Source organism: Weissella oryzae SG25 (genome assembly GCF_000691805.2).
GTDB lineage: Bacteria > Bacillota > Bacilli > Lactobacillales > Lactobacillaceae > Weissella > Weissella oryzae.
Window position 1 is genome coordinate 24,968 of sequence record NZ_DF820487.1, and the last position, 16,367, is coordinate 41,334.

Annotated in this window: 6 protein-coding genes; all 6 read left to right on the forward strand. The window is 45.8% G+C overall.

The window, feature by feature from the left end; genetic code table 11:
* Positions 1–454 precede the first annotated feature (454 nt).
* Positions 455–11,665, forward strand: a complete 11,211-nt coding sequence (locus TT13_RS03345) for a beta strand repeat-containing protein (RefSeq protein WP_027698678.1) — start codon at positions 455–457, stop codon at positions 11,663–11,665.
* Between the two features lie 68 nt (positions 11,666–11,733).
* Positions 11,734–12,888 carry a hypothetical protein gene (locus tag TT13_RS03350; protein ID WP_027698679.1) on the forward strand — a complete coding sequence of 385 codons (1,155 nt, stop codon included), beginning with the start codon at positions 11,734–11,736 and terminating at the stop codon, positions 12,886–12,888.
* A 191-nt stretch (positions 12,889–13,079) separates the two neighbouring features.
* Complete coding sequence (locus TT13_RS03355) at positions 13,080–14,219, forward strand: D-alanine--D-alanine ligase family protein (protein WP_027698680.1); 1,140 nt, start codon at positions 13,080–13,082, stop codon at positions 14,217–14,219.
* A 168-nt stretch (positions 14,220–14,387) separates the two neighbouring features.
* Positions 14,388–14,915, forward strand: coding sequence for a YqeG family HAD IIIA-type phosphatase (locus tag TT13_RS03360; RefSeq protein WP_027698681.1), 528 nt, complete (start codon positions 14,388–14,390; stop codon positions 14,913–14,915).
* A complete protein-coding gene (gene yqeH, locus TT13_RS03365; protein ID WP_045476564.1) occupies positions 14,908–16,050 on the forward strand; it encodes a ribosome biogenesis GTPase YqeH in 1,143 nt (380 codons plus the stop codon). Before TT13_RS03360 ends, yqeH begins: the two co-directional genes overlap by 8 nt.
* Complete coding sequence (yhbY, locus tag TT13_RS03370; protein WP_027698683.1) at positions 16,050–16,364, forward strand: ribosome assembly RNA-binding protein YhbY; 315 nt, start codon at positions 16,050–16,052, stop codon at positions 16,362–16,364. Before yqeH ends, yhbY begins: the two co-directional genes overlap by 1 nt.
* Positions 16,365–16,367 lie beyond the last annotated feature (3 nt).

Here is a 16,367-nt window from a genome sequence, read left to right on the forward strand (position 1 = left end):
TGAAATTTGAGTATATTACTTGAATATTTTAAATCCTTGGCATGAAAAAATTGTTTTGTATAAATTGTTTGTCTTTTCCTGAATTCAACCATACAGGTTTTTAAGTGGATTTTGCCTTTAAAGCTTTTTAAGTTGGTGATGTAAGCGCTATATCAATTAGCAAGTGTTTTACTAGCTTAGGCAGGTTTTTAATCATTTAAAACAACTGATTTAAAAATCCGATAAGTAGTATTTTACGAAGCAAATATTAATTAATTAATATAGATAATTATAATACCTTTTATATTTTTATATAAATGGTTAAATCCAAAGTATCAATTGATTTATCAGGATTTGAGTTTTGAAATTCCCCGGAAATTGTTTTGTGGTATATAATTACAAGGTATATATTTTGCATTTAAATTTGCAAAAAAGTTTCAAATGAGAGCGTTAATGAGAGAAAGAGGCACCCTCAATGAAAGATAATCCAAAAGTTCAAGCGTTAATTCATAAAGATATTTTCAAACACACCCATTTTAGAGCCTGGAAAAAGGGGAAGCATTGGTTGTATGCTTCCGCTTTGTTACCCATGGCAGCGGTCGGCATGTTAACAATTACAACACCAACTGCATCAGCAGATACAACGCCACCAACCGTAGATACTAATTCGGCGGCGAGTGCAGTCAGTTCGGGTAGTAGCGTAAGTTCGTCACAGGCGAGTTCAGCAGTCAGTGCTAGCAGTAGTGTCGCAGTGAGTTCCAATGCGTCGGTTGCGCCGGCGGGTGAACAAATTATTACGCCAGGTACAAGCAATTCTTCAGCGGCTGCGAATTCTTCTTATGCTGCTAATGCGCTGTCGAGTAATACAACAACCGTTAGTAGTTCAACAGTAACTACTACGAGCAGTGCGGCTGATGGGACGGTGCAGATGTTGAGCAGCGCATCATCAAATCAAATGGACTATGTTGTTCAAAATAGTGCAATTGATATGACATCTGCTGCATCATTTTCAGGGACGTTTACCGCTACTACGAACCAGGCTTCATCATATGGAAATGGCTTTGGGTTTGTTTTGGTCCCAGAAACAGCGAGTGAAATTGCCAGTAATGTGGCTAATAATTCAGTTGGTGCACAGATAACCGCAACGGTGACCTATCCGCAAGCCGGTGGTTATGGAATTGGCGGCATGGCTGATGCTGTTTTCATTGGGCATGATGCTTATTTAGGTGCAATGGATGGTGCAACCCTCTTTACTTATGCCAATGCTGCTAATGCAGTTATTCGGACCACAAATGCAAGTGGCTCATTAGTGGGAACCGCGATGACCACCAATGCAGCGCCAACTAGTAGCCAATATGTTGGCTCAGCTACCGGTGATTACGGTGTCCAATCTGGTAGTTCTTATATAGTTAAAGAATTAATCAGTGTCACCTGGACGCCAACTAAGGTTAATGCTGACGGAACTGTGACTGGCACGCTAGTTTATACTGTGACACCAATCAATGCGGTGACCGGTTTGGCTGGTACGCCAATTACGATTACCCAAACAAATGTCACGGTTTATAAGACCATGACGTTGGCGGCAGTGGCCGATGGGGGCACAATTGCGTCTGTTTCGTACAGCTATACCCCAGGGACAATCTCGGCAACTAAGGGAACTAGTCCAGTTGCGGTCAACTATGTTGATGCAAATGGAAATCAGATTGCAGCCCCTGCAACAATTACAGCAAACATTGGAGATACGGTTCGCGTCGTAAATGGTGACTTAACGCCGACAGCTGGTGATGCCTATGATTATGCAGCGCCAAGCATTGCAGGATATACCTTTGCTGCGGCTACGGCCACTACGGTACAAAATAATATTACTAGTTCTGCCGCAACCGCAGCTAACAACACAATTATTGTCACTTATACTATTTCGGCTGATGCGGCCGCTAATTCGGCTGCAAACCAAGCGGCCAGTGCGGTGGCTTATGCTGCTAGTGCCGCTGCGGCGGCCAGTTCAGCCGTGGCTACTTTAAATGCGCAATCAACAGCGAATAGTCAAATTGCTAGTATGGTCGCTGCTGTCAATTCAATGTCCGCCGCAGTTGCGGCTGCTAGTGCCGCAATTGCTGGTAATGATAAAACTGCTTATTATGGTGGATTAACTTGGAATACTGCTAGTGGGGTGGTGGCTTCTGATGCAACAGTTATCACGAGTATGACGGCTTCTTTGGCAGCAATCACTGCTAAATTAACTTCCGCTACGGCCGCAATTTCAGCCGCAGCTGCAATGAATAGTGCGGCAGCGAGTGCCGCTTCACAAGCGAGTGGTCAATCTTCGGCGGCTTCAGTGGCTGCTAGTATTGCGGATAGTGCTCAAAATATCGCTAATAGTTACGCGCAAGCGGGGAATACTGCTTTAGCTAGTTCAGCGGTAGCAGTTGTAACTGCACAAACTTCGCTAGCGATTCAAGATATTGCTAATGCAGCAAGTTATACTGTTGTGGCTTCAAGTTATAACGTTGCAGCAAACAGTTACGCAACGACTGCTAGTAGTTATGTGGCTGCTTATGTTGGATCATTAGCTCAGGCATCAAGCGCTACGGCTACGGCTGCCTATGTGACAACCAATGCAGCAACGATGTCAACGGCGATGACCGCCCAAAGCCAAGCCTTCACTAACTTTGCCAATTCAAGCGCTGCAGATAATAGTGCTGTTAGTTTGGTAAGTTCACAGAACTTAGTGACGAGTACCAATGCTAGTCAAGCTAACTCAAATGCTAAGTCAGCGGCTTCTTATGCAGCAGCTTGGCCTAGTGACCAAGCTTTAGCAAGTGAGAATGCAGTGGTTATAACCCAAACAAGCCTAGCTAATAGTGCTGCTAGTACAACTGCTAGCGCCGCCAGCCAAGCTAGCTCAGCAATTGCTACAGCATCATCATTAGCAGCGGCGGTTGATAGTATGACCAGTGCGGCAATTCTTGCAGCGGCACATAATACTAGTGATAACAACAGTGGTGCAGTTACAGCGGCTAGTCAGGCTTCATCAGCCGCACTCGCTTACAGCCTGGCTGTATCAACAGCAATTAGTGCTGAGGCTGTTGCAAGTTCAGCAATGTTAGTTGGAAGTTCGGCGGCCTCACTGGCAGCTTCTACGACCACATTAATGTCTTATACAGCTACTTCAGATTATTTCAAATCATACGCAAGTTCATTGACGAGCTCGGCCAATGCTGCTATTAGCAGCATGGCAGTAACTTCAGCAATGGTAGCATCAAATAACACAGCCCTGTCTTCCGCAGCGACAAACATCAGTTCTTTAGCTGCTTATAACACGGCGGTTGGTTCAATGTCAGCGGCAACCAATTCTGATGTTGCTTTGGCTTCAAGTGCGAGCGCAGCTGTAAGTACGGCTGTTAAGCAAATGTCTAATGCAACCTATTATGAAAGCTTGGCAATTGTTGATGTCCTGGCAGCGTCTACAACGGCTAGCAATGCTTTAAGTATGGTGGTTGCTGGTAATCTAAGTGGGGCTGCTAGTGCTGCGTCCGCTTTGAGTTCACAAAGTTCTGCGACTTCAATTGCTGCATCTTTGGCGGTGCTTTCAGCTGCGAGCGTAAGTGCCATGGCCGCAACGATTTCAACCGCAGTCAACACTTTGAATACCGCGGTTTCAAATGCCAGTGCTGCTAATGCGGCTGCACAAGCGATGAATTCAATGAAAAACATCGTCAATGCAGCTAGTTCAGAAGCATCATTAACGAGTATGGCCGCAAGTAATGCCACAGTGGCTAATAACTACATTTCAAGTACGGCTAATATTTTGCAAGCTTTGGCGGGTTATACACCTTCGACGGCTAGTTTAGCTGTCAGCACAGCAACAAGCGTTGTGGCAACTGACTCAAATGTAAGTATTCTGGCCGCCAATACTGCGGTAAATAGCTTGTATAACCTAACTGTTAGTGCTGCTTCTGCCGCCGCAGTTGCCGCTGCAACGGCTAGTTCAGCCGCTAATGCGATTAGTAATGGTTCAACGTCACCTTCATATGCAATCTTCACTTCATTAGCTAATTTAGAATCATCAGCCTTAGCCGCTAATAACATTGCGGCCGCTTCATCGTATGCAGTCCTGATGAGTTCGGCCTTAAATTCCGCCAATAGTTTGGTGGCAACTGTTTCAAACGCGACAAGTACCACGGCTAGCTTGGCAATCGTAGCTAGTTTGGCAACTTCGCAGGCTTGGAATTATACCAATGCAATGTCCGCTGCCGCTTTGGCTGATAGTAGTAATGCTTCGGTTGCGGTTGCAACCCAATCAGCAGCGTCGGTTTATACTTCGTTATCAACAAAGGCGAGTGCAGCTAATAGTTCGGCTTCACTAGCAGTTTCGATTGCTAGCGTTGCCGTATCAGAAGCCGCGGCCTATCCAACTAATAGTCTATTGGCCAACATTGCCAGTTCAACTGCCAGTCTGGCCCAAAATGCTGTTTCAAATGCCAGCAATACAGCTTCAATGGTTAACACTGAAATTGGCTATGCTGGTAATGTGGTGACAGCCTCATCAGCAGTTGCGTCAGACACCGCCGCTGCATTAAGTTATGCCGCAATTGGTGATTATTCAGATGCTTCTTTGGCTCAAGTAGCGGCGTCGGCGGATGCTTCCTTGGTCGCTAGCCAGTTGAATGTTTTCACCTTGAATTTTGCATGGATTATTGCAAATGATGTAGTTTCAACTTGGGCGCAGACTGCCGCAAATGATGATCAAACATCAGCGGCCTCATTGGCAGCAGGCGTTTTGAGTGCGAGTGCTGCTGGATCAAGTGCATCATTGGCTAGATCTGCGGCAAGCGCTACGAGCGTTGTCGCTTCGAGTGCTAAGAGCGATTTGACAGTGGCCAGCGCTGCATCAACTAACACAAGTAGTTATGCCAGTCTGGTTAACAGTATTGTGGCGCAAAATCCAGCGAATGTAAGCATGGCCCAAGCTGCTAGCAGTATCGCTGGTGACTTAGCAACTACTAAGAGTGCTAAGACAGTGGCTAGTGGGGCAAGTAGTCAGGCTACTAGTGCTTACTTAGACGCATCAAGTGCGGCCTCGATGGCACAATCTTATGCGCTAGCAGCACAAAATCAAGCTAATGCTGGGTCAAATTCATCAGCAGCAATTAGCGCTTCGCTGGCGGCATCATATGCAAGCATTGCTAGTGCTGATTTGATAATTGCCAACAGTCAAGAAAGTATTGCCGCTAGCGCTGCTAGTTTGGCAAATAGTGCAATGCTTGATGCAAGTAGCCAGGCAAGTAATATTGCCTATGGTGTGCAATTACGGGCCAGTGCCAATACAGCCGCAACGAGTGCAACCAGTGCGGCGAGTGCGGCAAGTTCAAATGCAAGTCAGTTAGCCGGTGTTAATCAAAGTACCGCTAGCATGGATGCTAGCACAGATAATACTAATTTAGCCGCTAGTATCGTGGCAACCGCATATCCAAACAATGCAAGTATGATAACGTTGGTAAGTAATGCCGCCAGTGTGCTGGCCAGCCTTGCGCAAAGTGCGGCTAGCTTAACGGCTAGTTATGCGAATACAGGGGACAATGTAGACGCAGCTAGTGCTGCCAGTGCGGCTGCATCATATGCAACCTTGGCGCTGAGTGATTCAGCTGTGGCCGGTAGCGCCTTAGCACAAGCTAACAGTGCCGCCAGTGCGGCAAGTTCAGCTAATGCTGTGGTGATGCAAAATTCAACCGCAATTACCTTGCTAAAGACAACACTTGATACTAATAGCACTACGAGCGCTGCTTTGACTGTTGTTAGTCAGGCCAATACTGATTTGAACAGTGCTAGTGGTGCAGTGGCAAATGCTAATACAGTTATTAGTAACGCTAATATGGCTACTAATTCAGCCAATACGGTTGTTAGTGATTATGCCAATGCTTATCCAACTGATGCGAACTTAGCTTCATTAGCAGCAAAGACCGTGAGTGCGGCAAGTACAACCGCCAGCGCATTAAGCACAGTTGCCAGCGCTGCAAGCTTAATTGCGAGCGCATCAAGTGCAACTGCAAGCTTATCAGCTGCGATTAATACGACATCGTTAGCATTAAGTAGTGCTTTGGCTGCTGGTGATGTATTAGCTGCAAGTAGTTATGCTAGTGCAATCACAAGTTATGCAACCACAATCGCGACTGATGATAGTTTGGCAAGTAGCACCGCTGGCCTAGCAAATAGCGCTATGTTGGTTGCTACAAGTGCTAGTACTGTGGCTGCTGGTGCGCAAAGTCAGGCAACAATTTTGGCTAGTGGAGACTCAGCCGCCGTGGCTGCATCTAGTGCGGCCAGCCTAGCAAGCAGTGCCGCACCAGCAACAAATCTGCTGGCTAGTTCGATAGCCGCAGATGTAACAACGGCTAAGAGTACTGCCAGTGTTACCGATTCTTTAGCTAATTCTTTGGCTAGTGCCGCTAGCCTTTATGGTAGCAATAATGCTTCAATTGCCAGTGCAGCAAGTGTGGCAACGAGTGCTGCACAGGTAGCTGATACGGCTTTGACACTGGCAAATTCTGCCAATGCAATTGCAAGTAGTTATGCCATTGATGCAACCAATGCTGCGAGTGCTGCTAACAGCGCCGCGGTACTGGCAAGCAGTTATGCAAGCTTAGGTGATGCAAATCAAGCCGCTAGTGCGGCACAAGTAGCGGCAAGTTATGCTAATAACGCTTTGAATGATTTGAGTGGAGCCAGTTCAGCTGCAAACGTAGCAAGTGATGCAACTGTAACCCTTAGTTCGGCTAATGTGACTGCTACAAGTGCAACCAGCGTCGCTGATTCATTAATCGGTCCTTTAGCGCTTAACTTAGCATCAGCTGCGCAGGTACAATCTTTGGCAAATAGTATTACGGCAAATATAAACACAGCTGATAGTTTAGCCGCGGCTGCCTTAGCATTGAGTGGGGCTGTAAATTCGGCTGCAAGTACAGCAACAAGTGCCAATAGTTTAATTGCATCAGCCACTAGTCTTAATAGTGACTTTACGGCAACGGCTAGTACCGCCAATAGTTTGGCCGATGTTGCCGCAACGGCTACAAGTAGTTATACGGATACGGCAACGCTTAGTTCCTTAACGGCTTGGACTGACGGTACGAGCGTAGCAAGTATGCAAGCACAAATGGCCACTTATGCAAGTGATGCCCAGAGTGCGGCAATTGCGGGCGATACAGCGACTGTTAATAGTGATTTAGCAGCTGCGCAAAGTTTGGCAATTGCCATTTCAAATAGTGCCAGTGGAATTACAAGTTTGGCATCAGCTGCCCAGTCGAATGCAACGGTTGCGATTAGTACGGCTAACACGTTGCAAAGCCTGGCGACTTCAGTTAATGATAGTTTGACCCAATCATTGATTGCAGCTGAAATTGCAGCTGCTTCAACTGCGGCAGCGACTGGTGATAGTGCGCTGGCAAATAGTGCAACAACCGTAGCTAATTCACTGGCAGGTTCGCAGGCCAATTCAACTGCAGTGAGTGCAGTTGATGTAACTTCTGTGGCTGCTGATACTAATCAAAGCCACGCAACGGTTGCTGATTCAAATGCCCTAGCAACAAGTTTATTGGCAAGTAGCGTGGTTAATACAGCTAACACGATTAGTACGATTGCCGCGAATAATCCAGCTAATACTAGTTTGGCTTCAACGGCTAGCGTTGCAAGTGTGATTGCGCAACAAGCAAGCACGGCCGCAGTACAAGCTAGTTCAGCTGCTCAGCAAGCTGATTTGGCCAATAGTGTTGCAAGTAGTGATTCAATGATTGCAAGCAGTGCCGCAGATGTTGCAAGTAGCGCTAATGCTATTTTGAGTTCAGCAACTGATGTGGTTGATAGTGCCTATTTAGCAGTCTTAAGTGGTAATAGCGCTTTGACTAGTGCAACCACGACCGGCGATTCGACAGCAATCAGCGCCGCCAACGCACAGGCCACGCTAGATTCAGCTACCTTGGCCAGCGCAAGTAATGTTGCATCAAGTGCAACTATCGTAGCAGTTAGTGCAGCAAGCGTGGCTTCATTAGCGGCTAGCGAGGCCAGCTCGGCTGTGAGTCTTGCTACGACGGCCACAGCGATAATTAGTAGTGCAACTAGTGTTGTTGCGAGTGCAGCAAGCGCAATTGATTCAGCTAACACAACCGCTAATGCAATTTTAGTTAGTCAAGCGGCTAGTCAAGCTGATACGGCAGCCAACCTAACTAATACTGCCAATAGCGCCGCTAGTGTGGCAGGAATCAATAGTTCGCAGGCAGCTAGTGCCCAAGTCATCACGAGCCAGGCTGCTAGCACGGCCCTGAGTATTGCTAGTGCTTATCCAGCGGATACTAGCTTGGCTGATGCGGCAGCGATTGCGGTTAGTGCCGCAAATACTGCGAATAGTAGTGCTAGTTTGGCAAGTAGTGCGGCTAGTGTTGCTAGTGCAGAAGCAGGCGTGGTAAGTAGCGCAATTGAGGAGGCAAGTAGTGCCACCAGTGCAGCCGATAGTTTGAATACGGCGGTTAGTGCTGCGGTAAGCAATGCAGCTAGTTTAGCTAATCAAGCCAGTGCTAACCTAACTGATAGCACCGCAGCAACGCTAGCCAGTGCTGCTGCAAGTAATGCTAACTCATTAGCCCAGAGTGCGAGTGTTGTTACGGCTTCCTTGGCAAGTGTGGCACAAAGCGCAGCTGCTACTGCTGACACCGCTAATGCTTTGGCAAGTAGTGCTAATTCATTAGCACAAAGCGCCGCTAGTGTTGCAAGTAGTACAGCAGTTGTGGCGGCGGCAGCCCAAGATACGACCGCTTCCTTGGCTGGCAGTTATGCAGTGTCGATGGCAGATGTGCTTGCAAGTACAGCTGCGGATAATGCCCAAAATGCTAGTGTAACGGCAACGAATGTTGATGCAATTACAAGTACGGCTGTGGATGAGAATGCCAGCGCTAGTTTAGCGACCAGCGATGCCTTATCACAGGTGACAAATCTACCAGATAATAGTCTGCTTGCAAGTGCAGCTAGTGATGCAACTAGCGCTAATAGCATCGTAAACAGTGCAACAGACACAATTATGACAGCTGATAGCGTTGCTAATTCTGCCGCTCTAGCAGCTGATACGGCAGCAGCCAATGCAAGTTCTGCCGCTGCACAAGCTGCAAGTTTCGTGGCGGCTGGGGATAATCAGGCTGCTTCAAGCGCAGCGGCCAATGCGAATAGTTACGCAGATGCAGCCATCAGTGATAATGCACTAGCATCAAGTGCTTTAAGTACAGCAAGTTCAGCCGCAATTGCTTTGACGTCAGCAACTAGTGTGGCAACCAGTGCTGCCAGTCTTGCCGATAGTGTCGCCAACTCATTCTTAGCTAGTCAGGCAATGCAAGCAGCTGACCAAGCAACGAGCAATGCAACAGTTACCAATCAGCTGGCTAGCACAGCAGTTGATGCCGCTAATGCAACAAGTAGTGCTGCCCAGCTGGTTACTTCAAACGCTAATGATGTGACCTCAATTGCAAATGACTACAGTGATAATGCAAGTTTGACCTCACTAACCAATTTGGTGACAGGGGATGAGGCCCTGGCCGATTCAGCGACAAGTTTAGCAAATAGTGCTGCCAGCACGGCTACTTTAGCTACTTCAAATGCACAACTAGATGCTAGCTTAGCGAATAGTGCGGCAAGTTTGGCTGATAGTTATGCCAATGCGGGTGATACGGCCTCAGCTTCAAGTGCAGCGGTAATTGCAACTAGTTATGCAAATATGACCAGTAGTGAATTAAGTACTGCCTCAGATGCTAATGCAGTTGCTAATAGTTTGGCTGTGGTGGCCAGTTCATTAGCCAGCGAAACCAGTAGTGCTTTGAGTTTGGCAAACTCATTAGCAACAAGTGAGTTGACGAGTATTGTAAGTGCAAATGTGAATACGGCAAGTAATGCCACTAATGCTGTCAATACAATTACAACGGCCACTAGTAGTTTGGTCAGTGACATGGATAGTAGTGTGACCTTGGCTAATACGGCAGCTTCGACAGCAGTGGCTGATGCAAGTGCCTATCCAGTTGATTTCAGCCTATCATCAGTCGCTGCAACGGCCGTTAGTGCCAATGCAGTGGCAAATAGCGCCGCGAATGCAGTAAGTACAGCAGTTGATACCGCAAATTCAATGGCGCAGTTGGCCAATAGTGCGGCTGATATTGCTAACAGTGGTGAAAAAACTTTGCTTAGTGATTTAGCAGCTGGCAATTCTGCGGCTGCTAGCAGCGATGCTGCTTTGATTAGCTCTGCGGCAAGTACGGCAAGTAGTGCCGCCGTTGCAGCAAGCAACGCTTTGGTTTTGGTTAGCTATGCAGCGAGTGTTGCAAGCAGTGCAGCCAGTGCAGCTCAACAGGCTGCTAGTCTTGCGGATTCGATGGCCGCCATTGATGCTACGCAAACTAGTGTCGTCTACAATGCGGATAGTAATGCCGCGATGGTAAATAATTACGCAGCGGCTGCTAGTTCTATGGGTGATACAGCCAATAGTGCGGCCAGCCTAACAGCGGTGATTGGCAGTGAACTTGCTAGCCAAGCGGCCATCGTGCCCGATGATACGGTCATAGCTTCATTAGCTCAAGCAGTTTCTTCGGCAACGGCTGACGCAAATAGTGCGGTACAGGCAGTATCGAGTGGCAGCGCTTTGATTAGTTCAGCCGCTAGTGATGCAACAGTACAGGCAAGTATTGCTGATAGTGCTTCGGCTGCGGCACAAAGCTATGCCGTAGCTGGTAATGCTAGTTCAGCCGCTAGCGCACAAAGTGTAGCAATTCAAGCAACCAGTCAAGTGGCTGCTGATGTCGTCTTTGCACAAAGTGTAGTTACAACAGTTGCGAATGCAGCGGCGGGGGCAACTTCGGCCTCAGCCTTAGCGCAGAGTGCCTTAGCGGCAGCAGCATCAGAAACTGCGAACATTTTGGCCAGTGATACATCGCTTGCACAGATTAAAGCTGGGGTGGCCGCAAGTCAGGCAACAACTTATCCAACCGATACAGCTTTGAGTTTAGCGGCAAGTGCAACCGTTAGTTTGGCGCAAACAGTTGCTAGTTATGCTACAGATGGTGACTTAGCCGCGGCAAGCAGTGCAATGGTAGCCACAAATAGTGCAGCGCTAGTCGCAGAATCATTGGCAATCAATGATACTTATCTCAATGCTTCGACTGCTGTTAGTGCGGCCTCAGCCGCAGCTGATACAGCTAACTCAACGGTTACCAATGCAACAACGATTAGTGTAAGTACGGTTTCACAAGCTGCAGCAGCTAGCACGGCTGCAACCCAAGCAAGTGAAACCGCACAAACTGTACTTTCGGATGCAATCCTTTATCCAAATGATAGTAGCTTGGCCAGTGCGGCTGACGCTGCCAGCTCAGCTGCTTTAGTAGCCAATTCAGCCGCACAAGTTGCTAGTTCAGCCGCCAATGTTGTAGGGACTGCTTTGACCAGCGCAACTAGTGCCGCATCAGTCGCTAATTCAGCGACTGTGATTGCTGAGTCAGCAGCGAGTGTGGCAGCCAGCGCTAATAGCGTGGCGGCAATTGCAACTTCAAATGGTGAATATGCAATTGCTTTGAGTGCCGCCCAAGTTGCAAATAATGCTTCTAGTATTGCGGCGAGTGCGAATAGTGTTGCTACGAGTAACTTGCTAGCGCGGCTACGGTTGTAACCTCAGCCACAGATATTGCCAATTCAGCCGCATTTGTTGCCACGAGTGCTGGTTCAGTTGCCAATTCGTTGACAAATGCGAATGCGATTGCTGGTACAACGGCGGCCAATAGCACGGCCAGCTTAGCCGCCGTAACAGCTAATAGCTTAGCTAACAGTATGGTGGACCAGAGCAATGTGGCGACTGCCAATGCAGTTGCCGCTAGATCAGCAGCCAGTGTTGCTAATCAGGCAACCGCAACAATTAGTTCATTAACAAATGCTTATCCAACGGATAGTGGTTTTGCAAGTTTGAATAGCATTGCAAGTAGCGCTGCAAATACTGCCAATGTTGCTTTGAGTCTAGCGCAGACAGCTGAAAACACGTTGACCAGCGCTACTAGTATTGCCACTAGCGCCGCGAGTGTTGCAATGTCAGCGGCTAACCTAGCAGATTCAGCGGCTCAAATTGTAGCGAGTGCCCAAAGTGCTACTGCTAGTGCTTTGGCAGCTGGTGATAGTGCCGCAGAACTTAGTTACGGTGCCTTGGTAAGTTCGGCTGCTGCGGTTGTTTCAAATGCCAGTGCCATTGCTGCGAGTGCTGACAGTACTGTGGCAAGTGCCGCCGCTGCTGCCACTAGCGCACTTGACACACTTGCTTCAGCGACAAGTACTGCTTTGACTAGTGCTTTTGCGCTAGCGCAAAGTGATTCAGCCGCTCAGTCAAATGCGGCTCCAACGACGAGTACGAGTGATGCAAACACATCAAGTACGCAGACTAGTAGCAATTCAATGAGTAGTAATGTAGGAGTAAGCGATAGTCTAGCTACCAATGACGATAGTGGGAAAGCACCGGCAGTAACTGAGGTGAATTCACAAACGCCAGTGGCGGAAGCTGGAATTATCAGTGAATCAAGTGGACATCGAATTTGGGTCGAAGCTTTGAAACTGCTTCATCTAGGTAAGGGAAATGCAAGTGCAACCGTTACGACTAGTACCGCAGCACAAACTAGCTCCGCTGCAAATGAAGCGGCTAGTTCGGCTAATTCAGCAAGCAAAGTCGCAACGAGCTCTGATAATACTGACCATAAGCTTACTAAGGCTGTAGGTCAGGAGAATCTTGGTAAGACCGACGATCTGCAAAAAGATGCAACAATTGCAGCTGAGGCTGCGGTAGCAGTTGCGGCCGGTTCTTGCTGGATGATTGCAGCTAAGCGGCGTAAGAAGAAAGCAGAGGACGACTAAAAAATTGCGATGAAATGCGCAGTGTAAATTGATTAGTGTGTCGTTTTAAATAATAAGTTTAAAAATATCCGTTTGCGCTTTGCAGACGGGTATTTTTACTTGGGAAGGCCTATTGGTTTATATACACAAGTCAGGCGAATTGTATGCTATACTAAAGGCTAAGACAAAATCGAATTGACAGGAGCTAAACAATGTCAGAAAAATTAAATATTGCTCTATTTTTTGGTGGAAATTCTTCAGAACATGATGTTTCAAAGCGTTCTGCTCGTAATATCTACGATGCAATGGATAAAGACCGGTACAATGTAACGGTGTTTTTAATTTCTAAAGCTGGTTACCTTATGGGTAAGGACCTTTCTTGGGCGGTATTTGAAGGGGCTGATGAGGATCCGTTAGTTAGTGCAGCAATGGCCGAAGTTGATTTGCACGACCCATTGGCACCAATTGCTGCCTTAGCTGAGATGAAAGATATTGATTTATTCTATCCGGTTGTACACGGTAATCTAGGCGAAGATGGAACATTACAAGCTTTGTTTAGAATCCTACAAAAACCTTTTATTGGTGCAGGTACCGCAGCATCAGCGCTATCATTTGATAAAGATTTGACCAAGCGTATTTTGAACCAAGCTGGTATTCGTAATACTCAGTACGTCCTTTTGACGGATCAAAATAAGGATGCTTATAGCTATGAAACATTAGTAGCAGAGTTAGGGACTGAGGTGCTCTTTGTTAAGGCTGCCAAGCAGGGGTCTTCGGTCGGAATTCATCGAGTAACTAATGAACAGGAATATCAAAAGGGATTAGCCGATGCTTTCCAATATGATTACAAGGTATTGGTCGAAGCTGGCTTAAACCAACCACGCGAAGTCTTTATTTCCATCTTGGGTAATGAGCAACCACGCGCATCAAAGATTGGTGGAATTGTGCTACCAGATAAAGATGGTTGGTATGATTATGAGAATAAGTTCGTTGATGCCTCTGGTATGACCTTTGAGTTACCCGCAATTTTGGAGCCAGCTTTAGCAGCAGAAATTACTCAAATGGCCTTGGATGCCTATAAAGCTTTGGGCTTGGTCGGTTTAACGCGGATGGACTTTATGCTTGATGCCGATGGCGTACCATACTTAGGGGAACCAAATACTTTACCTGGCTTTACAAATATTTCTTTGTACCCACAAATGTGGGAAGTTTCAGGATTGTCATACACAAAGTTGATTGATGCAATTATTGAGTATGCAATTGCTGAATTTGACCGTAATTCAAAATTATCTTATGATTTTGTGGCACTTGGTGAAGAAAAAGTGGGCCATAAAGAATATAACGAAGCTTAAATAATTTAAAGCAAAACTATCATTTCACAAAAAATGAACTTAGTTGCGTCTTTAAGGCGACCTAGGAAAAGATGTGAAAGTGATAGTTTTTATTTGGTTTGTTTTACTTTGTGTTTGTAAGATAATTTGCGTATAATATAAGAGACAAATTATAAAGGAAGAGTGTGCATGACTGACAAGTTTACACCAACTTGGATGGTGACAGCCATTTACAAGTTGACCCCCGAACAGCTGAAGTCACAAGGAATTAAAGCAGTTTTAACTGACTTAGATAACACCTTAATTGCCTGGAATAACCCAGATGGCACTAGCGAATTACATGAATGGCTACACGCAATGCGTAAGGCCGGTATACCAGTAATGATTGTTTCAAATAATTCTGCTAGTCGGATTAAGCGCGTAGCTAATCCATTAAACTTACCATTCGTTGCCCGGGCATTAAAACCGATGGTACGTGGCTTGAATGCGGCAGTAAAAGAACTAGGCCTAAAAAAATCAGAAGTTGTAATGGTTGGTGATCAATTAATAACGGATGTATGGTCTGCCCATAACTATGGGATTCGCTCGATTTTAGTTAAACCATTGATTGAAACCGATCAGTGGAATACCCAAATCAATCGCTTTTTTGAAAAAGGAATAAAAAAAGCAATGTTAGCAGCAAACCCAGATTTAACTTGGAGGAATGAGCTTGATTAGTGAGTTAGAAGTACAAAAATATCTTGATGAAGGGCTACGCTGTATTGGCTGTGGTGCTCTAATTCAAACAACTGATAAGACGGCAGCTGGGTATACACCCATGTCAGCTTTGATTAAAGGCCTAGAAAATGGTGAGGTTTTGGATCAACGTTGCTTCCGTTTACGTAATTATAACGAAATTCAGCCGGTTTCTTTAACGGATGATGATTTCCGCCGGATGCTAACCCAAATTTCAGCGACCGATTCTTTGGTAGTGTATGTTGTTGATGTTTTTGATTTTTCAGGTTCTTTGATTCCTGGATTACATCGTTTTGTTGGTGATAATCCAATCTTATTGGTTGGTAATAAGATTGATATTCTACCAAAGTCTTTGAAACAATCAAAGATTAAAGATTGGATTCGTCAACAGGCAAATATTGCTGGTTTACGACCAATGGATATTGCCTTAACCTCAGGAAAGAGTGGGGCTGATGTACCAGCTTTATTGGCATTAATTGAAAAATACCGTAAGGGACGGTCAGTCTACGTAGTTGGTGTGACTAATGTCGGAAAGTCAACTTTAATCAATCAAATTATCAAGTATGTAACTGGTGAGAAAAAGGATGTAATTACTACATCGCGCTTCCCGGGTACTACTTTAGACCGTATCGAAATTCCTTTTGATGATGAAACTTTTATCATTGATACACCAGGAATTATTCACCAAGATCAAATTGCGCATTACTTAACTGCGCAAGATTTAAAGTATGTAGCGCCACAAAAAGAAATTAAGCCACGAACTTATCAATTAAACGATGAGCAAAGCTTATTTTTCGGGGCACTTGCTCGTTTTGATTATATCCAAGGTCCACGGACTGGAATTACGACTTATTTTGAAAATAATTTGATGATTCATCGGACAAAATCAGAAAATGCGGATGCATTTTATGCTAAGCATGCTGGTGAACTACTAGCACCACCAACAACTGAAAACTTGGCAAGTTTGCCAAAGTTAGTTCGACATGAGTATAAGATTACCGAAAAGTCAGATCTTGTGATTGATGGGCTTGGTTGGATTACTGTACCGGCAAATGTTGTAATCGCCGGGTGGGCCCCTGAAGGGGTTTCCGTTTTAATTAGAAAGGCAATGATTTAATGATTACTTTACGCGGCAAACAAAAACGCTTTTTACGGGCTGAGGCACACGCGATGCGCCCACTATTTAATATTGGTAAGCAAGGACTAACCGAAAATTGGTTAGATCAATTGGCAAGTGCCATTGATAAACGTGAATTGTTTAAGGTAGCGATTCTTCAAAATTCTGATGTTGAAGTAGCTGAAGCAAAGAATTTTATTGAGGAAAACAGTGATATTCAAGTAGTACAAACAATTGGCCATACTTTGGTTTTGTTTGGTGAATCTAAAGATCTTGAGAACCGAAAAATTTCAGCCCAGGTTCAAAATATTTAATTA

Coding starts and splice junctions, on each gene's coding strand:
- TT13_RS03345 (WP_027698678.1), top strand. CDS start 455: ATGAAAGATAATCCAAAAGTTCAAGCGTTAATTCATAAAGATATTTTC.
- TT13_RS03355 (WP_027698680.1), top strand. CDS start 13,080: ATGTCAGAAAAATTAAATATTGCTCTATTTTTTGGTGGAAATTCTTCA.
- yhbY (WP_027698683.1), top strand. CDS start 16,050: ATGATTACTTTACGCGGCAAACAAAAACGCTTTTTACGGGCTGAGGCA.
- TT13_RS03360 (WP_027698681.1), top strand. CDS start 14,388: ATGACTGACAAGTTTACACCAACTTGGATGGTGACAGCCATTTACAAG.